General features: G+C 55.4%; 19 protein-coding genes and 1 pseudogene. 2 read left to right on the top strand and 18 right to left on the bottom strand.

Annotation, left to right across the window (positions count from 1 at the left end):
* Positions 1 to 291: 291 nt before the first annotated feature.
* From LGT41_RS10745 to LGT41_RS10700, 10 genes are read right to left on the bottom strand one after another with little or no spacing between them, the layout of a single operon-like run.
* Positions 292 to 1,203, bottom strand: coding sequence for a dihydrodipicolinate synthase family protein (locus LGT41_RS10745; protein WP_274126882.1), 912 nt, complete (start codon positions 1,201 to 1,203; stop codon positions 292 to 294).
* 25 nt (positions 1,204 to 1,228) lie between these two features.
* Positions 1,229 to 2,329: a M24 family metallopeptidase gene (locus tag LGT41_RS10740; protein WP_274126881.1), complete on the bottom strand. Its 1,101-nt coding sequence runs from the start codon at positions 2,327 to 2,329 to the stop codon at positions 1,229 to 1,231.
* Between the two features lie 9 nt (positions 2,330 to 2,338).
* Positions 2,339 to 3,289, bottom strand: coding sequence for a 2-dehydro-3-deoxygalactonokinase (locus LGT41_RS10735; RefSeq protein ID WP_274126880.1), 951 nt, complete (start codon positions 3,287 to 3,289; stop codon positions 2,339 to 2,341).
* Positions 3,267 to 4,415 carry a galactonate dehydratase gene (gene dgoD, locus LGT41_RS10730; RefSeq protein WP_274126878.1) on the bottom strand — a complete coding sequence of 383 codons (1,149 nt, stop codon included), beginning with the start codon at positions 4,413 to 4,415 and terminating at the stop codon, positions 3,267 to 3,269. The genes LGT41_RS10735 and dgoD overlap by 23 nt, the downstream gene beginning before the upstream one ends.
* Positions 4,412 to 5,662 (bottom strand): CaiB/BaiF CoA transferase family protein, encoded by a 1,251-nt coding sequence (locus tag LGT41_RS10725; RefSeq protein WP_274126876.1) that lies wholly within the window; start codon positions 5,660 to 5,662, stop codon positions 4,412 to 4,414. Before LGT41_RS10725 ends, dgoD begins: the two co-directional genes overlap by 4 nt.
* A gap of 16 nt (positions 5,663 to 5,678) precedes the next feature.
* Positions 5,679 to 6,467, bottom strand: coding sequence for an enoyl-CoA hydratase/isomerase family protein (locus LGT41_RS10720; protein WP_274126874.1), 789 nt, complete (start codon positions 6,465 to 6,467; stop codon positions 5,679 to 5,681).
* Positions 6,464 to 7,363: an aldose epimerase family protein gene (locus LGT41_RS10715; RefSeq protein ID WP_274126872.1), complete on the bottom strand. Its 900-nt coding sequence runs from the start codon at positions 7,361 to 7,363 to the stop codon at positions 6,464 to 6,466. Before LGT41_RS10715 ends, LGT41_RS10720 begins: the two co-directional genes overlap by 4 nt.
* Before the next feature lie 2 nt (positions 7,364 to 7,365).
* Entirely contained in the window at positions 7,366 to 8,421 is a 1,056-nt protein-coding gene (locus LGT41_RS10710; RefSeq protein WP_274126870.1) for an ABC transporter permease, read from the bottom strand.
* A 23-nt stretch (positions 8,422 to 8,444) separates the two neighbouring features.
* The gene (locus LGT41_RS10705) at positions 8,445 to 9,944 is read right to left on the bottom strand and encodes a sugar ABC transporter ATP-binding protein (RefSeq protein WP_274126868.1); all 1,500 of its coding nucleotides are present in this window, start codon (positions 9,942 to 9,944) and stop codon (positions 8,445 to 8,447) included.
* 58 nt (positions 9,945 to 10,002) lie between these two features.
* Positions 10,003 to 10,977 carry a substrate-binding domain-containing protein gene (locus tag LGT41_RS10700; protein ID WP_274126866.1) on the bottom strand — a complete coding sequence of 325 codons (975 nt, stop codon included), beginning with the start codon at positions 10,975 to 10,977 and terminating at the stop codon, positions 10,003 to 10,005.
* A gap of 87 nt (positions 10,978 to 11,064) precedes the next feature.
* Here LGT41_RS10700 and LGT41_RS10695 point away from each other — a divergent pair, with 87 nt between their 5' ends.
* Positions 11,065 to 11,841, top strand: a complete 777-nt coding sequence (locus LGT41_RS10695; RefSeq protein WP_274126864.1) for an SDR family oxidoreductase — start codon at positions 11,065 to 11,067, stop codon at positions 11,839 to 11,841.
* Positions 11,842 to 11,875: 34 nt separating this feature from the next.
* Here the strand turns inward: LGT41_RS10695 and LGT41_RS10690 are convergent, their stop codons facing one another.
* The 7 genes and pseudogenes from LGT41_RS10690 to LGT41_RS10660 form a co-directional block, all read right to left on the bottom strand.
* Positions 11,876 to 12,958, bottom strand: a complete 1,083-nt coding sequence (locus LGT41_RS10690) for a glycoside hydrolase family 88 protein (RefSeq protein WP_274126862.1) — start codon at positions 12,956 to 12,958, stop codon at positions 11,876 to 11,878.
* Positions 12,959 to 12,970: 12 nt separating this feature from the next.
* The gene (locus LGT41_RS10685; protein ID WP_274126860.1) at positions 12,971 to 13,765 is read right to left on the bottom strand and encodes a FadR/GntR family transcriptional regulator; all 795 of its coding nucleotides are present in this window, start codon (positions 13,763 to 13,765) and stop codon (positions 12,971 to 12,973) included.
* 412 nt (positions 13,766 to 14,177) lie between these two features.
* Positions 14,178 to 14,906 (bottom strand): recombinase family protein, encoded by a 729-nt coding sequence (locus LGT41_RS10680; protein WP_274126858.1) that lies wholly within the window; start codon positions 14,904 to 14,906, stop codon positions 14,178 to 14,180.
* A gap of 108 nt (positions 14,907 to 15,014) precedes the next feature.
* Positions 15,015 to 15,602 (bottom strand): phage terminase small subunit P27 family, encoded by a 588-nt coding sequence (locus LGT41_RS10675; protein WP_274126856.1) that lies wholly within the window; start codon positions 15,600 to 15,602, stop codon positions 15,015 to 15,017.
* 67 nt (positions 15,603 to 15,669) lie between these two features.
* Entirely contained in the window at positions 15,670 to 16,161 is a 492-nt protein-coding gene (locus tag LGT41_RS10670; RefSeq protein ID WP_274126854.1) for a phage terminase small subunit P27 family, read from the bottom strand.
* A 127-nt stretch (positions 16,162 to 16,288) separates the two neighbouring features.
* Entirely contained in the window at positions 16,289 to 16,516 is a 228-nt protein-coding gene (locus tag LGT41_RS10665; RefSeq protein ID WP_274126852.1) for a hypothetical protein, read from the bottom strand.
* Positions 16,513 to 17,775: pseudogene (locus tag LGT41_RS10660) on the bottom strand (site-specific DNA-methyltransferase). The gene LGT41_RS10665 and the pseudogene LGT41_RS10660 overlap by 4 nt, the downstream one beginning before the upstream one ends.
* Before the next feature lie 410 nt (positions 17,776 to 18,185).
* Here LGT41_RS10660 and LGT41_RS10655 point away from each other — a divergent pair.
* Entirely contained in the window at positions 18,186 to 18,968 is a 783-nt protein-coding gene (locus tag LGT41_RS10655; protein WP_274126850.1) for a hypothetical protein, read from the top strand.
* A gap of 173 nt (positions 18,969 to 19,141) precedes the next feature.
* On the opposite strand, the gene LGT41_RS10650 is transcribed toward LGT41_RS10655, so the two are convergent.
* Positions 19,142 to 20,238 (bottom strand): IS3 family transposase gene (locus LGT41_RS10650; RefSeq protein WP_274126848.1). Its coding sequence is split into 2 segments (ribosomal slippage): positions 19,142 to 19,992 and positions 19,992 to 20,238, totalling 1,098 coding nucleotides; the frame shifts between segments, so codons are not numbered across the junction.
* Between the last annotated feature and the right edge of the window lie 60 nt (positions 20,239 to 20,298).

The following is a 20,298-nucleotide window of genomic DNA, read 5'->3' as shown; positions in this document are numbered from 1 at the left end:
GCAAGTGTGGCACATTGCGATGCCGCCTGGGGGAGAGCGGCATCCACCCCTTCTCCAACTCGGAAACAATTTAAGTGGCTGCGAATTTATTCACAATCAGGAAAACCTAAGGGAAAGAGCAAGATCGCTGAGTTCGACAAGCCGCGCTAACAACAAACCAATCGAGGCTCATAAGGCTTCAATAATTTACACATCGAACGCAAAAGGAGATCAACTAATTTCATGGAACTCTAGCAGTCAAATAAGTGGGTATGGGCAGCTGGCCAATTGATGCCGCTATTGCTAACTTTATCACAGCCTCATGATCTGGTCTCGGTGAATTGGTCCAAGCTTAGCCGCAAATCGTTCCACTGCGGCAATGCCGAATGCACTGGGCGCCATAGCTGGAGATCTGTCATGAATTTCAATGCCACTGCGCAATCCGTACAGTCGCTTCCCGTAGCAAATCAAATGCTCTATCGACTGCATGACAAACACGATTGTTGGCAAGACCTCTGCATAGGCGTTCCGCGCCGCGTCCAAATCACCTTTGCACCACAAATCGACAACGCGTTTTGATTTATCAATGACATCGGGCGCCAGAATGAACCCATTTGCGCCTGCAAAGAGGCAGTCAATCATCTCAAGCCCGCCTCGGCCATTCAATACGGACATAGTGCTATCGAGCGCCTCGACGAGTGACGCCAATCCAACAGCCGAGCTTTCGGATTTCACAACAGAGAAGCCCGGATTTCTGGCGCGCAATTGGCCTATTTGGCTATCGCTTAGTGATTGGCCAAGATATTGCGGCGCGTTCTGTATTGCGAATGTCGCATCAAAGCCGTCTGCAACGTCAGAAAAAAAGTCGATACAGGTTTCAGAGGAATAATCTCCAGCGGCGGGCGGCTGCAAAATCAGGCTTGATGCGCCATGCGCAAGTGCAAAGCGCACCATGTGGCGCTGTTGTGCGACTGAATTTCCGGTAACCGTAACGGCTAATGGCACCCTTGCCGCAATGTCCTCTGCGGCCCAGTTTACCAGCGCCTCCTGTTCGGATTGGTCAAGCTTATGCACTTCGGTTGCGAGCCCCAGCACGACAATACCATCTACATTCAGCGAAAGCATCTGCGCGACCTGGAAGCGCATCGCTTCGCGGTCCAATGCACCGCTTGGCGTAAATAGCGCATACAGCACGCAATGAATGCCCTGCATGGTGCTGCTCATTGGTTTGGCGATCCGATCTGCGGCATCATTCACAGCTCATTTCGAATGGCGCCACGATCTCGCATCCGGTGCCGGTCACCCTCAACATGAACTCACATCGCACGCCCCCAATGTCTGGCGCATAACTACCAGGTTCGACCATGATGAACATGTTTTCCTCAAACAAAGCGGTTTCATCTGGCACGAGTCTCGGAAATTCATGAACAGATGCGCCAATGCCATGACCGGAATGGTGCGGATACGCATAGCCCAGACCTTTCATATGGGTGCGTAGTGTTGCATCAAAATCACAAACTCGAAGGCCAGGGCGTAGTTCGGAAATGGCCAGATCCAGTGTTTCACGCGCGGCTGAATACATTGCCCGATAAGCATCAGATGGTGCGCCACCTGCAATGAATGCCGTGCAGCTATCGCCCCAATATCCATTCACCCTTGGTGCCAGATCACAAATGACCGGATCACCCGTTTCAATCCGCCGCGGGGCAATTGCCTCGCCCAACTGCGCCGAACGCCCAATGCCGGTTATATACTCGCCGGCAAATGCGATGCGTTGTCCGGCGGCCTGTTCCATTTTACTTCGCACAGCACCGAAAACCGCCATCTCGTCAGATCCGGGTTGCGATAATTTACGGGCCTCCATTTGCCCAATCGCGGCGACTTGCGCCGAAACGGTCATCCGCGCGCACTCGGCTGCTGATTTTACCGCTCGCAGCCGTGCCATCGACAAGTCTATCGGGGTTGGGACACCCGGCAACAAATCGCGTAAAATATAGGGGAAACTTGTTGCTTCGAAACCAAACTGACCCGTAAATCCGAGTTGACGGATCATCTGCTGCACTGCGGATCGATAGTTTGCGACTTGATCGGTTACAGCGTTGGCAAATCCTGCGTAACTGATCTCTTCGAATCCAACTCCCTGTGCGGCATCAGTATTTGGGCAAACCAAACCCGCGCAACCATCTCGACCAATGAATGCCACGCTTGGCCCGCCTGAAAAGGGGGACTGGCCAATCTCAATCGGGACAATGTGGCCAAGTGCGAAACAAATACTATCTGCCCCCGTCAACACCGCCCAATCCGCACCGGTTTCAACAAGTAAGTCAGCAATCCTGCCAATATTTGTCATAGCAAGCCCCTATCCGCCCGTTTGCCGAAACGCCGGTAGCTGGGCAGCAAGGGCAATGTCATGCAAGCCACGCTGGCAACACAGTTCCGCATCGTATTCGATAACACCAATATCCAGATGCTCCAGTGCCATGCGGTAGCGTTCACCGATTGCACCTGACGTTATGAGGCTTACTGATGCGGTTCCGTTGTCGGGTTTTATCGACAACAACTCGGCGCCGATCATAAGGCCAGAAAGTCGCGCGACCAGATCAGAGGCAGCGGGGTGCCCTGTCAGAACCCGCGCGCGCAGCGAGAAGAGCTGATGCAATAAGCCGGTGCTATCTCGCGCCATTTCAACGCCTTCGACAAAAGCGTTTTGCTGCGGACGGTCCCACACAATGGCATTTTCTTCCATTAGGGGCGACAAAATTGAACGATCACGCATGAGCGCAAAAACCTCGCCTGTCAGATAGGTGGAAAAACCAGCAATTCGCCCGGATACAAGATTGACCCATTTGGAATGCGTGCCGGGCAAGCAAATTAATCCATCACGCGGCGCGCCCAATGCAAGCGCTCCGACAAGAAGCGTTTCCTCGCCGCGCATCACATCCGGACCACCGGAAAAATCTTGCCCCGAGATGCCGGGAACAATGCGAATATTGGTATTTTCTATTTCTTTGAGTTGAGCAGCTAGCTCGCTCGCCCCTGTCAGACCAGAAAGATAGTCCGCTTCAATCCAACCGTTACGACTGCCGATCATGCCACACATGAGTGTTGGCACGTTCGGCCACTGGCCGCAATTTCTGTCCAGAATAGCGGCGAAATTGCGATCAGGGACATTCAGAATACCGGAAGGTGAACTGACTCGATCCAGTAACTCGCCATTATCATTCAATAAATAGGCGCGGAACGACGAGGTGCCCCAATCGACTCCGATAAGTCGTGCATCGGTCAGATTACCACTCTGCAATTGAACCATCCTTATGTCGCCAAACCGGTGCGCGCCAGCGATGACCGATTTTGGCCTGTTCGATTACAAATTCTTCATCGACCTCAATGCCCAGCCCCGCGCCTGTTGGAATTGGGAGATAGCCGCCGGCGCAGGCAAACCTGCTTTCAGGGCGCAGGTAGTCATTCAGGTCGCCGCCCTGATTATAGTGAATGCCCAGGCTTTGTTCCTGAATGAAGGCGTTGTGACACAACGCATCGACTTGTAAGCTCGCGGCAAGCGCGATTGGCCCCAGCGGGCAATGCGGTGCGAGCGCAATGTCATAAGCCTCAGCCCAATGGCCGATACGCAGCATTTCTGAAATGCCCCCAACATGGGCCGTATCCGGATTGATGACGCTGGCCGCAGCTTTCTCGAACACCTGTTTGAAATCGTAGCGGCTATGCAACCTCTCGCCAATACACAGTGGAATCGTTGTGCTGCGCGCCAGATCGGCCATTGCATCCACCTGCTGTGACGTGACTGCATCTTCAACGAAAATCGGGCGCAGTGGCTCTAGCTCCTTCAGCAATATCTTTGCCATTGGCACATGAACGCGTCCATGAAAGTCAAACGCCAGATCAAGTGACGGGCCGACAGCTGCGCGCAATTCAAACATCTGAGCAACAATCGCATCTACTGCGCTGTGTCGATCAATGATTTGGAGTTCATGGCAGACATTCATCTTGCAGGCGTCATATCCCTTGGCGACCAGCAGTTTTGCGTCTTCCACAAGGTTTTCGGGGCGATCACCCCCGATCCAGCAATATGTGCGCACTTTTTCGCGTACTGGCCCGCCTAGAAGGTCATAGATCGGGGCATTGAAAAACTTGCCCTTGATATCCCATAAAGCCATGTCGATGCCCGAAAGCGCGCTCATCAGCACGGGGCCGCCGCGATAGCAACCGTTGCGATAGATCATTTGCCAAATGTCTTCGATATGAAGCGGGTTTCGCCCGATCAGCAGATCAGCAAGCTCGTCAATCGCGCTGGCAAGTGTTCTGGCGTGGCCCTCAAGAACAGGCTCGCCCCAACCGACCAAGCCTTCGTCTGTTTCAATTTTCAAGAACAACCAACGGGGTGGCACAATAAAGGTCTTCAAGGCGGTAATTTTCACCGGACTACACTTTCGATTACCGCACCCGAAGCGACCAGCGCGTCGATCCGGGCGGCATCAAAGCCGTGGGCAGACAAGATCGTGCGGCTGTCAGCACCATATCGCGGAGCGGCAAACAGCTCGGGCTTTGGCGCGTCGGAAAAAGAAATTGCGGGTGCAACAGCCGAATACTCGCCACCTTGTGGATGCTTCATTTTGGTAAGATTGCCCTGTGATTGCGGGTGCTTCAGGAAGGACTCGTAGTCATTCACGACGATGCACCAGATGCCGAGTTCCGACAGCAGCGCATCCCAGTGCCGTGCAGTCTGGGTGAGCAGTTTTGCAGATAGAATTTCATAGATCCGGTCACGCCAGGCAGCAACGGCTTCACCATCGGCCTGAGGGGGACGTGCGGCCTTGATCTCGGCGAGTATCGGCAAATCCAGCGCCTTTGCCAGAACAGCCAGATCAGCCTGTGCAATAGAGAAAAATGTGTTCGCGGCACAAATATAGATGCCATATGGCGGCTCCTGGTAGGTCGAGACCTGTGGCGTTTCCCCGCGCCTTGGCGGCGAGTCGGCTTCCAGATATGATGTGATTTCCTGGCATTGCATTTCCATGATCGCGCCCATCATGGTGACATTCACCTGCTGCCCGCGCCCTGTGGAAATACGCGCAACTAGCGCTGCAAGAACCCCTTCACACATCATATGCGACGCGGTGACATCGACCATGTAAAGCGGCGATGCCTGCGGCAGGCCGCGCGCCGTGCCGCCATTCATCGTAAGGCCGGTAAAGGATTGCAGCAACAAATCCTGGCCCGGACGATCTTTCATCGGACCGTCATTTCCATAGCCACTGATTGAACCATAAACGAGTTTCGGATTGATCTTTGACAAGGTGTCATAGTCGATCGCAAGCTTATCGGCTACGCGTGGTCGGAAGTTCTGAATTAAGACATCGGCTTGGCGCACAAGGTCATACAGCACCGCGCGACCCTCAGCCGACTTCAGATCAAGCACAAGCGATTTCTTGTTGCGATTCAGCGTGACAAAACATGTGGAGTCACCAAATTTTGTGACTCCTGCCATTGGTGCGTGGCGTGCAAAATCGCCACCACCCGGCGCCTCGATCTTGATCACCTCTGCCCCCATCTCGCCCATGCGCTGTGTGCAGAGCGGACCGGCCATAGCGATGGTCAGATCAAGCACCTTGATGCCTTTAAGGGGGCTGCGATTTTGAGCCGATTGTTCGAATGCAGTTTGCATAGTCTAACTTTCTTGATTAACGACCGCGGAAAACCGGATCGCGTTTTTCAGCAAAGGCGCGCATACCTTCCTTGGCATCTTCGGTCATCATGCACAGCGTGTAGCCGTCATTCTCCCAGGACAGCCCCTGAGCAATTGACGAGCCCTGGCTTTGGCGGATGATATTTTTCGCGGACTGGACGGCGATTGGCGGGTTTTTTGCAAGTCGGCTTGCAATGCGAAGCACCGAAGCCTGCAGGTTTTCGGGCTCGGCAAGAACTTGCACAAACCCAACCCTATATGCTTCTTCGGCCGGAAAAATTTCACCGGTCAGAATCCAATGCGCGGCATTCCCGTAGCCTATGAGGCGCGGCAGAATAGATGTGTTACCCGAACCCGCGTGCCAGCCGCGCTGCACTTCTGGTGCGCCAAAGCGCGAACGCGGTGTTGCGACCCGAATGTCACAACACATTGCCACTTCCAGCCCGCCGCCAAGGCAATAGCCATCAATCATCGCAATAGCGGGTTTGCGCAGGCCCAAAAGCGGCGCAATATAGTCGCGATTGTATTGCGCACGATTGCGACCGTCCCAGGGCGTGCCCAGGTCATCGAGCGCATTCACATCCGAACCCGCAGAAAAGGCCCGCTCGCCCGCGCCTTCGATCACTAGGACCTTGATATCGTCATCTGTGTCTACGCGGCTCGCCAATTGAGTAATGGTGCCACCCATCGCCGCCGTAATTGCATTCATTTTCGTTGGGCGATTCAAGGTAAGAAAGGCAACGCCATCTCTAATGCTGAATTGAATGTGATCGTCTTCATTCATGAGGGAACCTTTGAGTTGTTGGTTTGCGAAAGTGTGATGGAAACCGACCAAAAATGCGTTTCACCTGGCAAAATTCGCGGGGCAAGACCACGTGACACTGCGGCTGCAAGGTCGTCGGCGGGGGCGTTGGTGGGCTCTATGGCAACCTGGTGAACAGGTTCATTGGCCGGCCATCCACCATAGTCGAGCCATAGTCCAAGGAACGGAATATCCTTGCGCAACCAGGAAAAGGTTATTGCACCGCCATCGGCACCCATTACGCTGGCATCAACTACCGAAGCGATTGGCGCATAGGTTTTTGCCGCCCAACAAGCTGTTTGTGGTTCAATATGGGTCAGGTCCGGGTGGTTGGAATCGAATTTTGGCCAATTGAAATTTCGAGCGCTGACTTCGGCAGTCTCAGAGTTATATGACACTTCCATCTCGCCGATTCCGACAAGGCTTAGCCGGTCGTCTTCATTGCAATTCAGCAGGCAATGCTGGCTCCATAGGTAGGGACGTGCCGATGAGCCGGTATTTTCGAGCCAATAGTCGGCAACCACGGTTTCGTCATGCAATGACAGTCGTCGCGTGAAACGATAACCCGAACCAAAGAAGGTTGACTGAATACCCGCTTCATTCTGCTCACATTCAACACGACGCCCCCAAATATCGCCATGATCGCGCAGCCGCCTGCCCCAATCGGGGCTTTGGCACGGCGCGACAGTGGGAAAACACTCATCCCAGCCGCGCGCGCTCTGGGCAGTGTAATCTGCGTTTTCGTCTGGCTGGTGTGCCGATCTACCGCCAACCAACCAATCACGCCCATTTCGCAGATCGATCAATTTGGTGACACGGGCACCGATATCCGGCGCCACCGTCAACTGGATTGCGGCATTTTCAAGCGTAAGCACCAATGTCAACCTTCCGCACTGGCTGCAGTTTGGCGTGCCTGGGCGCGCTCGGCATAGGCCATACGCCATTGACCGATGGCCACGGCCAGCACAAGAAGCAAACCCTTTGCAACAAGCTGATAAAATGTCGGAATACCCAACAAGTTCATGCCGTTAGAAAGTGTGGCAAGCAGCAAAACAGCCAGCATCGTGCCCACAATTGTGCCCTTCCCTCCGGCAAGTAGCGCCCCGCCCAAAAAAACCGCGGTTATAGCCTCAAGCTCAAGCCCCTGCGTGCCTGAGGCGGGCTGCCCAGAGCTTGTTCGTGCCGTAACAATCGCACCTGCAAGGCCCGAAAGCGCGCCCGAGATTGCATAGATCGCAAAGCGCATTTTTGTCAGATTGATCCCCGCCAATCGCGCCGCGACTGGATTTCCGCCCATGGAATAGATCGAACGGCCAAACACGGTGGTACGCATCACAAAATGCGCTCCGATAGCGACAATCAGCAAAATTCCGAAGGCGACAGGGATGCCGGGAAAGGGCCCGATTTCAAATATTTTGCCGGAGCCGAGTTCCGCAAAGGCAGGATCTAAAACGCCAACCGGGCGACCGCCCGGGGCGATAAGGAACGCCACGCCGCGAAATGCCGAGAACGTGGCCAATGTTGCTACAACAGGGTTAACACGTAAAATACTGATAATGCCCGCATTGACCAATCCCAATACAAGACCGACAGCAATACTGACCCCGACCCCGCCCAAAACCGAACCTGTCGAGACAACAACCAGAGCGCTCATCACCGAACCGCATCCCGCGATAGAACCAACAGAAATATCTAATCCTGCCGAAACGATCACGAGTGTCATGCCAACTGCGATCAATCCGACAACAGCCATATTTTGGGCGATGTTGAAAATATTGCGTGACGAAAAGAAGTATTCGGTCTGGGTCGAGATCAGTGCAATCATCAAGAATAGCGCGATGATCAGAGACAGGTTTTCAGCGCCAATTGCATTCATTGCGCGCTTTATTATGCCATCAGCTTTGTGGCCTTGCGCCTCTTGAGCGGATACACTCATTTAATCTTCCTCCTCAGGATAATTCAGGCTGCCTGTGTTCCCAGCGCCATATTCACGATCAATTCTTCAGTGGCGTCCCGCTTCTCGATCGGCTGTGAAATTCTACGGTTGTTCATAACGATGATCCTGTCTGACATAGACATCAGTTCGGGGAGCTCTGAAGAGATCATCATGATGGCCATGCCTTCACTGGCCAGCATGTCCATCAAACGGTAGATTTCAGCCTTGGCCCCAACGTCGACGGCGCGTGTTGGTTCATCTAGGATCAATAGGCGGGGATTTGCCGCCAGCCAACGCGCCAACACCACTTTTTGCTGGTTCCCGCCCGAAAGCTTTCCAACATCCTGGAGCAAAGACGGGGTTTTGATGTCCAGACGCTTGATGAATGGTTCGACTGCGGTAATCATCTGCCTGTTGCGCAATATACCGTATTTCGCGAGTCGCGAGTAGACAGCCATCGACGCATTCTCGATAACCGAGCGCACAAGGATCAGCCCTTCGGCTTTGCGGTTTTCAGGCGCAAATCCGATGCTTGCGGCGATTGCGTCGGCAGGGCTTTTGATGCGGACGTCCTGTCCGCATATCTTGACCGAGCCGCCTTGCTTCTCAAATTCACCGAACAAGACTTTGGCAAGCTCCGTGCGCCCTGCCCCGACGAGCCCTGCGAACCCGACGATCTCTCCCGCATGGATTTTGAAACTTATATTGTCGTGCCAACGGCTTGTCAGGTTGTTGACTTCCAATACCACATCGTCACGCGTTGTCTCGCTGCGCTTGTATCCATGCGCCAGCTCACGCCCGACCATCAGCCTGACAATTTCTTGTTCGGACGTTTGCGATGTCACCAGATCACCCGTTGGCACGCCATCTTTCAATACGGCCACGCGGTCAGAAATTTCCATCACCTCGTGCAAGCGATGCGAAACGTAAATAATCCCCAACCCGTCGGCCTTTAGTGTTCGGATGAGTTCATATAGCCGTTCGGTTTCATCCTGTGTAAGCGAGGACGTGGGCTCGTCAAAGGCGACGATTTTCACACCCGTTTTCAAGGCGCGAAGTATTTCCACGATATGCATTTGAGCGGGCGAAAGACTTCTGCCAAGCGCGTCTATATCTATCAGCCCGGCAAAACCGTATCGATGCAGCATATCCGTGACCGTCGCACGCATCGCGGCAAAATCTACGCGCCCGCCTGAGCGGCGCGGATACTCACCAATGAAAATATTCTCAGCGACGGAAATGTCGGGGACTATTTCTGGTTCTTGCCGAACCAAACGAAACCCTGCGCGCCGCGCTTCAAGCGGGCTGACATGCGAGGCTTCAATGCCGTCGATCAACACCGTGCCTTCATCAAGCCTATAGTCACCGCTAAGGATTTTGAGCAATGTTGACTTGCCCGCACCGTTTTCGCCGACAAAGGCAACAATTTCGCCTGAATGCACATCCATCGACAGGCCAGACAATGCTTTCACGCCCGGAAAGGACTTGCCCACATTTCTGATTTGAAGAATTGGTGTCGTCATCGTTGTCTTCCCCCCGATGGAATGTGGGGCGCACAGACCAGCGCCCCACATATTTCTGTCAGTTGCAGGGCATGATGTCTGCATATGTGGAGGGGTCCACAATTGTGGTGTTGGCAACCGTCATCGGGGGCAACGGCTCGCCGGTTTCGATTGCATTGATCAACGCACGCGCGGCAGCATCACCAACATCAACGCCGCTGATGTAAAGCGCGGCCTTGAAACCGGTATCGATACCAGCTGCCCAGGGACGACACGCCTCATAGGCGCCAAGGCCAACCGCGATGACGTTGGCAGCATCAAAGCCAGCGTTTCGCAGCGCGTTGGTTGCGCCAAGAACGCCTTCGTCATTACAACCAACGACAACCCAGTTATCAACGCCCGGATTTGCCGTAATGACAGGGCCAGCTGCCGACAGCGCCAGATCGGCTGTGCCATCATACGCAACCGGAACGACATTATCCGCCGAACCGCCGGCTGCAACGATTTGATCGATCGCAGCGTTGGTGCGATCGTTGCAAACTGAAAGCGTTTGAACCTCCACACTCATGATGGCGTAGCTCTCGCCCTCAAGCCAGCCCGATTCCGCCAGCAATGCACCCGCGCGCTCTCCGACACGCGTTCCCATAGCAACGCCGTCAAAACCGGCAAACGGCAGTGCATTGCCCGACGCATCTTCAAGCGGGTCGTCAGTTGCAATCATCAAGACACCAGCTTCAGCAGCCGCGGTTGATACTGCCGGCCCCAGTGCCTGGTCTGGGGCAGTGATCGCGATACCACGCGCGCCGGCCGCAATCGCATCGGAGACTGCGCTGATTGCGAGGTTGGAGTCTGTTTCAACGTTGATGACTCGCGCCTCATAGCCAAGCTCTTCAGCTGCGCTCATGAAACCTTCAGCCTGGTCGATGAAGTATTGTTGCGTTCCGCTTTTATAGATTGCGATGATCAGATTTTCCTGAGCACTCGCACCGCCAGCCAACATGCTAGCCGAAAGCCCTACTGCCAAAGCAAATTTAATTGGATTTGTATGCCGCATTCTTGTCTCCTCCACTGGACATAGATGTAGTGTTGGACGTATTAACAGTTAATATGATAAAGTCAACATCAAATGGGAGAACCGAAGATGATGCGGCTAGAGGGAAAGACGGCGATTGTAACAGGAGGCGGCCAAGGAATCGGTGCTGCCATAGCTGAACGATTTGCAGTCGAAGGGGCGAGTGTCGTTATTGCTGAGCTAAATCAAGACGTTGGAGCGCATACGGCGGCTGAGATTGCTTCTAAGACTGGCGCTGATGTTGCCTTCATCGAAACAGACGTAGCCAGTCAGGAAAGCATCGCTGCAATGCATATTGAGGCGAAGAAATTATTCGGCACTGTCGACGTTTTGGTGAATAATGCAGGAATTGCGGTCTTCCACGAGCCGCTCGAAAGCACGATGGCGCATTGGCATAGATGCATGTCGGTCGACCTGGAAGGTGTTTGGCATTGTTGCCGCCAGGTTCTGCCCGACATGCTGGCCCAAAATGATGGCGCGATAATCAACATCGTGTCAAATCATGCGTTCTCGATCATTAAATCGACCTTTCCCTACCCGGTTGCAAAACATGGCCTGCTAGGTCTGACGCGTGCTTTGGCTTTGGAGTATGCCGACCGCGGCGTGGCGATAAATGCCATTTCGCCGGGCTACACCGACACGCCTATCGTTGCCAATCACTTTGCAAAAGAAGCCGACCCGGCTGCCGCGCGCGCCGCCGTCGAGGCAAAGCAGCCTGTCGGGCGGCTGTGCAGACCTTCTGAGATCGCCGCCGTCGCCGCATTGCTCGCATCCAGCGAGGCGCGGTTCATTATCGGAGAAAACATTGTTGTCGACGGCGGCGTGTCGATTCGTATGTACGAGTAGCGCGGCGTGTTAGCCACGCGGCCATAGCGCGCAGTTAAGTCTGCGCACTGGCTTGTGCTGCTATTGCAGTCAGCACCGGTCCTTGGCCCCAGGGAACAATTCGATTCAGCGGAACATGCCAATAATGCTCTTCTACCAGAGCGGACATGACCGCTGCGGATACTCCGAGAAGATTGCCCTTCGAATCTAAATTGGCCACCATTGCCTCATAGGCGCGCGCAGCGGGTTCAACGAACTCAGCCTCCGGCAAAAGACCCATTTTGATTCCACGAAAAAACGCGGTAGCCATGAAAGCAGCGGTTGAACTTTCCGGACCAGAACGGGGTTCATGCACCATACAATGCCAATTTCCATCGTTTAGCTGATAATCAAGCATACGCCTTGCCAAAGCTAGCGCTTCCGCCTTCACTGCCTCGACACCCGCAAAAGTAGCGGGCACATAATGGGCAACATCAAGCAAACCAAGCAAGGCCCAACCCTGCCCACGTCCCCAACCATCAATGTAGGACTTGTTTACATCTTCGAGCCAATAATGCCGGTACAATCCCGTTTCGGCACTAAAAAGTAAGGGCTTGTAGCCAAGAATTTCATCAATCGCAGCCCTTGCCCAGCCACCTTCAGGGTCAATCCGCGATAGATGGGCAAAAAATGGTGCATCAAAATGCATACAGTCCAACCAGATACCCGCCCCGGGGTTTTCCATTTGCTTTTGTTCAAAGTCTGAAAGACCCGCGCCGCCGTAAGGCTGCCGGAGCGAGCGAAGTGTATCCTCGAATGTTATCGACACTTGCCCGTGCTTGCGGCGTGATCGCAGATGCCTGCCAAGTTCAAGAACGGCATCACGCAAGATCACATCACCCGTTTGTTCGACAATGTCGCACATGACATGGCCGGGCGCAGTGTTATCGTCAGGCTGGAATGGTGTCATCCGTGTCGCCCATGCACGAAAGAACCCATGTGAAAAGTTTACCCATTTCGGATCGTCCAGAATCTTCGCGGCTGCGATCAGCCCTTCAAAGCCAATAGAGTCTCCATAAAACCACCCCTTGAAAGGGTGCGCGCCTAGCCGTTCAGCCACGTCGGCGACAAGCCCGACGTCAATCTTCAACTTGCTCATATTATTTTCCAGTTAGTTTTTTAGCAGGACAAAGCCCGCATGCGCATCTTCAATTGCACGTTGGATGAGAATCCGCATTGCAGCCTGTGCCGCTTCGGCATCTCCTTTTGAAAACGCCACATATACGGCTTCATGCATCGCATGACTTTCATCCATGCCGATCATCTTCGTTGTATAACCCTTTGCTTTCATTTGCAGATCAAGCAGCAAACCAAGTGCCGCCTCGATAACCGAGAAGAGCTGGTCGAGCAGTTCGGAATTTGCGCAAGATAAAAGTGCGCGATGAAATTCCAGATCAGTCGAGATAAACTGTGCCCGGCGCTCTTCATGAGTGAGGCCCGGCTTGTCCAGAATGCTGACCTTGTTGGCCCAGGCAGCATCAACGGCTGCGCGCTGAATGGAAGTTGCAAATGATGTCGCATGGCCAGCAACGCCAGGTTCAAGGATCAATCGCACTTGCAGCAGGTCGCGCAACAGGCTTTCCGTATCGCCTGCCTTGATGCGCCAATCCATAACGTCCGGGTCCAACAGGCGCCATTCGGCGCGCGGCTGCACACGCGTTCCGTCCGATGTGCGGCTTCGGATCATGCCCTTTGCACCCAGAATTCGAAAGGCTTCGCGGATGACCGAGCGACTTACGGCGAGTTCGTCAACCAAATCGGCCTCTTTGGTTACAACCTCACCAACGCGCCAATCTCCACGGACAATGCGAATACCCAGGGTCTTTACTGCGGCGCCAAGAACGCCGCGCACCTCGATAACGCCTTCAAAAGACGTTGAACCATCATGTAAATTCATCTTACGCATGGCCACTCCGATCACCCTCTTTTATCTTATTAACAGATTTAATAAATATCGCAAGCAGCCGATACTTGCGTTTTTTCCAGTTCCTTCCCCAATCTACAGGCAACGCAGCATCCTTCGTTCGAAATTGGATCAACCTCGTTACGCGACAGAATCCAACTTTTTCAGCCATTTGCCTTGAGCCTGATTTGACACCGCTAAAGTTAGTAAGTGCATGGCTTTCATGGATAGCGTTATGGATTGTTGAGCCACACCCAACAAGAACATGATTAGGCAAAAACAAAGCGCCGGAGGGCGATATCAAGACTTTCTTGGTAGTTTCCTGAGTGTCAGCCACGTAACCTGATAGCATTTTAACTGGCGGCGACGAGTAGTAAAAAACTCAGAATGGAAGGCGATGGCCGATCAATATTGCTCATCCCAAGCGAAACCTTTCAAGTAAATTCCGCACATTGCTCACCCCCCAAACTCCACCACGCCGCGTGCGCATCTGGCGGGAATTGAGTTCCACCGCAATCGCCCGCAACGAAGTTGCCCCAGCGGCTCGGAAATCCGCGACAACCGTTGCCAGGTCCTGCGCATGTCGCTCTGCATTGGCGCTGACCGAGCTGCGCAAACTTGCCCCGTTATCCGTGCTGTCCGCAAACGCTGCCACCCCGTTGGGATTGCCCAGATTCGCCCCACGCGCCTTTGCCACCGCCAGCGCTTCCTTGGTGCGTCGCGAGATGGCATCACGCTCCTGTTGGGCGACGAGCGCCATGATGCCGACGGTCAGGTCATTGGCCTCGGGCATGTCCACGGCCAGAAACCACACGCCAGAGTCCCGCAGTGTCAACAGGAAGGCGGCATTGCGCGACAGACGGTCCAGTTTCGCAATGATGAGGGTTGCGCCTGTGACCTTGGCCAGATGTAGCGCCTTGGCCAGTTCCGGGCGGTCGGGGTTGCGCCCGCTCTCGACCTCGGCAAACCGTGCCAGCAGCTGTGCGCTACGGCTGAGGGCGAAGGTTTCGATGCTGCCGCGCTGCGCATCCAGCCCCAAGCCAGATGCCCCCTGCCGCGCCGTCGAGACGCGCTCGTAGGCGATAAAGCGGGGTTGGTGGGGTTGATGGCGTTCAGATGCCCTATCCTGCGTTGCCATGCCCATCTGCGCCTCCTGTTCACATCTGCCAAACCCTCGTATGGCAGGTGTGAACACTCACGCTCTGTGCGCTTGCGATAGCAAGTCAGATCTAAACGCTGGCGCTGTTTGCACTCAAAGCTGCATATCATCCTTATCGATGACGATGGTGTTCGGCACCTTGCGCCCTGTGCTTTTGGGCAGCGCTGTTCCCGCCCTCGGCATTGGCTCCTCAACCTTGTTGCCGTTGGCGTCCTCATAGACAATCATGAACTTCACCTCGGTGACCGGATCTTGCAGCGGTGCATCAAAGCTGCGGATGCGCGAGCGCGCGGCAGGTGTCAGCCCGAGCTCTGCCATGAACCGGCCCATCAGTTCCAACTGCTTGTTGGCCACCGAGAGCCAGGGCGATAGCTGCACATAGCCCGATGGCGCCTTGATCAGCGTCGGTGTTTCCGCTAGTCGTTCCTCGGCTTCAACCCAGCGTCCGTACGCTTGGCAATAGGCGGCCAGTGCCGCGCGATCGGTCAAGGCCAGCACATCCATGTCAAACAACACCTGTGCCAGTCGCGCCCATTCCACTTGCGCCGGTACTGACAGATGCGGCGGGCAATCGGGCATCTCGTTTGGCGGCTGGGGTTCGGCAGGATTATAACCGCGCTTACCAGGATTGCCGTTGCGCCGCCGCAAGGCCGTGGGCTGGGGTTTGGTGCCGCGCATCATCGGGCGATCCCCAGTGTTGGGGCTGGCAGGGTGATGCGATGGTGTGCGCTATGGGCTTGCCCCTCCATCACGCAAACCACTCGTCATGTTCCGGATAGGGATTGGCACCGCCATCGCCCATGCCAGACACACGGCTGCGCGCCGACGGGGTGAGGCCGAACTCGGTCGCATAGCGCACCATATCCGCCATGGCTTTGTTGGTCGCCCCCACCAGCGGGTTCTGGATGAGGTTGCCGCTCTTGTTCTTCACGATCAGCCCCTCGGTTACCGTGTCACGCTCGGCCATGCGCGCCAATGCCGTCTCTGCAGCACTCCAGCGCCCATAGGCCTGGCAATAGGCACCGAGCGCCCCGCGATCGAGATTGCTCATCAGCTGTAGCGCCATCAGTTCGACCACAATGCGATCCCACTCCGCGCGGGCCGCCTTGGTCAGATGCCCGGGTGCCTGCGGGCAGATGACTTCGGGCTGTGGCTCGCGCGGATTGAGCCGGTGGTCACGTGCCGTGCCGGTGAGCAGCTTGAGCTGCGTTGGCTTGGTCTTCGGGCCGCGTTGCACCATGCTGTGTCTCCTATGTCTCCTGTTTTATCCGTTCCGCCGTTTTGACCCCCGGTTGGAATTGTGGCTGTGTGGAAGTTTTGCCCCCCAAGCCGGTCCCGATGCGCATCCCCCAGAGTTTAACCCCCCCCTACCCCTCGGGATCACCCGGTGCTTCGGCACCGTCGAGTGGTGACGCCCGCCACGGCCACAGGGCCAGCGCAGCAAAGACCACACCGCTCAGCGTCAGGTTCTGCCAGAGCATGATCTGCACCCAGATCGCCGGATAACCCAGCACCAGCAGGATAAAGGCAAAGACACATCCCAGAAGCGTATGGATCGCGGCAAGGAGTATGGAGATGACGTAGCGCGTGCTCATGGCTGCCCCCGCTCTTGTGCAACATCTGCAAAGCTCTGATCCGTTCCGGCAAGACGTGCCGTCTCACCCGTAAAACTCTGCCAGCGCAGGATGGCGACATCGACGTAAGACGGGTCCAGCTCCACCGCATGGCAGATGCGCCCGCAGCTCTCGGCGGCAATGATGGTGGTGCCCGACCCGCTGAAGGGCTCGTATATTGCCTGTCCGGGGCTGGAGTTGTTCAACATGGGGCGGCGCATGCATTCCACCGGCTTTTGTGTGCCATGCACGGTAGTGGCGTCCTGATCGCGGCTGGGGATACTCCAGAGCGTGGTTTGCTTGCGATCCCCGCTCCATTGCCCCTTGGCTTTCGTGCGCACCGCATACCAGCAGGGCTCGTGTTGCCAGTGGTAATCCCCGCGGCTCAGCACAAGGCGTTCCTTCGCCCAGATGATTTGCGAGCGAATATCAAAACCAGCAGCATTGAGGCTCTCGGCGACGGTGCCCGCGTGCAGCGCCCCATGCCAGACATAGGCAATATCGCCTTCAAACAGTGCCCAGGCCCCGCGCCAATCCGCGCGATCATCATTCATCACCTTGCCGGTGCGTTTGGTCTGTGCCGCCCCAGCACGATTGCGCCATGCCGGATCGTAAGCCACGCCGTAAGGCGGATCGGTGACCATCAAATGCGGGCGCACGCCCCCCAGCACCTGCGCAACAGTATCCTTGTCCGTGGCATCCCCGCAGATTAGCCGATGATTGCCGAGGCACCACAGATCACTCAAACGCGCCACGGGTGTGACAGGTGGTTCTGGCACCTCGTCCTCGCGCGGGTCAGCGCCAGTGCCCAACAGCGCCGCCAGATCGCGGGCATCAAAGCCGATGCTGCCCAGATCAACCCCGAGATCGGCGAGATCGCCGAGTTCCAGTGCCAGCAGTTGATTGTCCCAGCCTGCCTGCTCTGCAAGTTTGTTATCGGCCAAAATTTAGGCGCGCTTTTGCACCTCATCCAGATGGGCAAGCTCGATGATGGGCACCGAAGTCAGACCCAGTTCTTGCGCGGCAAGCACCCGTCCATGTCCCGCGATGATGCCGTTGGCCCCATCCACAAGCACCGGGTTGTTGAACCCGAAGTCGCGGATCGAGGCGGCAATTAGCGCCACCTGCTGTGTTGAATGGGTGCGGGCGTTGGCGGCGTAGGGCAGCAAATCCACCACGCGCCGAAGGGCAATGCCGGGTGGGGTTTGGATACCCGCAGCGCCTGCACTGACCGATGCCATGCCAGCATCAACCGTCGCCGCATTGGTGCTTACTCTTGTCTTAGTTGAGCCTTTGGTCATCACCACCCCGTCCTGCAACTCGCGGCACTTTGCGCGTGGGAGTAGTATAGCATGCAAGCTAAGCCATTGTAATTATGGCATATTATGACATCTTGCGACAGGGGAGGACAAACCGCGCCACTATCGACGACTCATAGCTGCCAAACACAGTCAGCCCGCAAAGCATCGGTCTAAGGTGGGACAGATGAGACACTAATTATCAATTGTGCTCTCACGCGCGCACGTGAAGAAGAAACGGATTCTACTGTCCAATCTGTCCCAGTTCGACTTTGGCGACTGATTTCAATATTTGACAGGTCTACCATTTCAGGTTGTAGTCTCATGCAAGCGCGGTAGTTTTGCGGGCAGACATGGGTCACATTCATCTTGGGGTTTTGCCACAGAGTCGAAAGTGGCGCGAAGTCGTCGACCTGCTGGATGCAGGAGCGATCGCTGAGGATGTGATCGCGGCAAGTGCCAGAGCAGCTGAGAGGGAGATGCTTGACGCTGCAAGATCACCCGTGGTCGTTGAAGCCGTCAGACTTCTCCTAATGGTGCCCCACGCTGCACGGCAAGACGACTTCGGCCTCGCACTCCGCAATCTTAATCTCGCGGTTGGCTCAGCGCCTTCTCTGCTGGAGATTTTAAGTGCTTCTTCAGAAGTGCTTGACGCAACAGGACGAGACACACGTGATAATTCTGACCTGGGTGAATTGGCTGGACGCGCACTCGTGGCCACGTTCTCCGACCAGATCGGTGATGCGCTGCCAGGCTTGTTCGCGGCAACACCAGCAGATGTTCAGGCTGTCGCGCAGCGCCTCTCGTGGCGTAACGGGATCGCTGTTTTGTCACGCGCATTTTTCGCGCGGCTCATGGCGGATACGCTTTCATCTTGGCTAGATCGCACACTCTCGGCCCAAGTCGGCGAGGGGCGGCGGTTTGCCGATGCACAAAGCCGCAATAAGTTCGACCAGGCGCTCGCACAATACGCCCAAGAAGCAAGCGCTATTATCCAGGAGTTCTCACCCGGCTGGTACGGCAAACGCCTTTACGAGGACGGCAGAATATCCACAACACAAGCCGCAGCGTTCACCGCGGTCTCGTTCAAGAAAATCGTCGAGGAACTCAAGCGTAAGCGGGTTGTCCATGACTGATATCATCGTTGGTTTAGGCCCGAAAAGCCGCCCCTAGCAATAACCCTGAATGGTTCACATCCATCGTTCAAGATTGAGACGGATCGGATTGAAGCCAAAATGCTAGCCCCGCTGACCTGCGCCCCAAGTTCCCTCCAGCTTTGCGCGGAGTCCGTGGTGTTAAATTGATGGCGTTAAGCTGCCAGTTTGTCCATGCTCATTTTCTCAGCAAATTCCATTGGCGTCAGGTTGCCTAAGGCTGAATGGGGCCTCTGCCAGTTGTAATCCTCCTGCCATGTTGCCAGCGTTTCTCGGGCCTCGCGCAAGGTGCCAAACAGCGTTTCATTGAGGCATTCATCGCGCAACTTACCGTTGAAGCTTTCGATGAAACCGTTCTGCTGAGGCTTGCCGGGCGCGATGTAATGCCAGTCGATCCCGGTCTTCTGAACCCATTTGAGGATAGCCATGCTGGTGAACTCGGTCCCGTTATCTGACACGATTGTCGTAGGCATGCCGCGTTCGGCGATGATCTGATCCAACTCACGGGCAACGCGGTGACCTGACAGCGATGTATCAGCCACCAGCTCCAAGTTCTCACGACTGAAGTCATCAACGACCGCCAAGATGCGGAAGCGACGACCGTCTGTCAGCGCATCAGACACGAAATCCAGGCTCCAGCGTTGGTTTGGGCCATCCGGCAGCACCATTGGCTTTCTTGTGCCCAAGGCCCGTTTCCGACCACCCCTACGGCGCACTTGCAACTTCTCCTCGACATAAATGCGCCTCAACTTCTTATGATTCACGATGTGGCCCTCGCGCGCGATCATGACGTGGATGCGCCGATATCCAAACCGGCGCCGTTCACGAGAAACCCGTTTTATGACCTCACGCAGATCGCCATCATCGTCACGGATCGACTGATATCGAACCGTCGATCGATCAATCTGCAGCACATCACACGCCCGCCGCTGGCTCACGCCGTGCGCTTCGCACAGGTGAACCACCGCTTGTCGCTTCGCTTCGGGCGTCACCACTTTTTTGAATTGATGTCTCGCAGCATGGCATTGTCGAGCATCTGTTCCGCCAGCAACTTCTTCAGCTTCACGTTCTCATCTTCCAGCGCCCGCAGTCGCTTGGCATCCGAGGGTTCCATGCCGCCATACTTCGATTTGTATTTGTAGAACGTCGCCGAGCTGATCCCATGCCGCCGACATACATCGGCAGTCTTCTCACCAGCTTCCTGCTCCTTGATCATCGCAATGATCTGCTCGTCCGTGAACCGTGCTTTCATTTGTCCGTCCTTTGGTTGGGCGGACTCTACATCAAACCGGAGGAGTTTCAGGGGGTCAGG

It is taken from the genome of Abyssibius alkaniclasticus, from assembly GCF_020447305.1.
Lineage (GTDB): Bacteria > Pseudomonadota > Alphaproteobacteria > Rhodobacterales > Rhodobacteraceae > Abyssibius > Abyssibius alkaniclasticus.
Note: the sequence above shows the minus strand (reverse complement) of the source record. Positions and strands in the feature narration are given on the sequence as shown.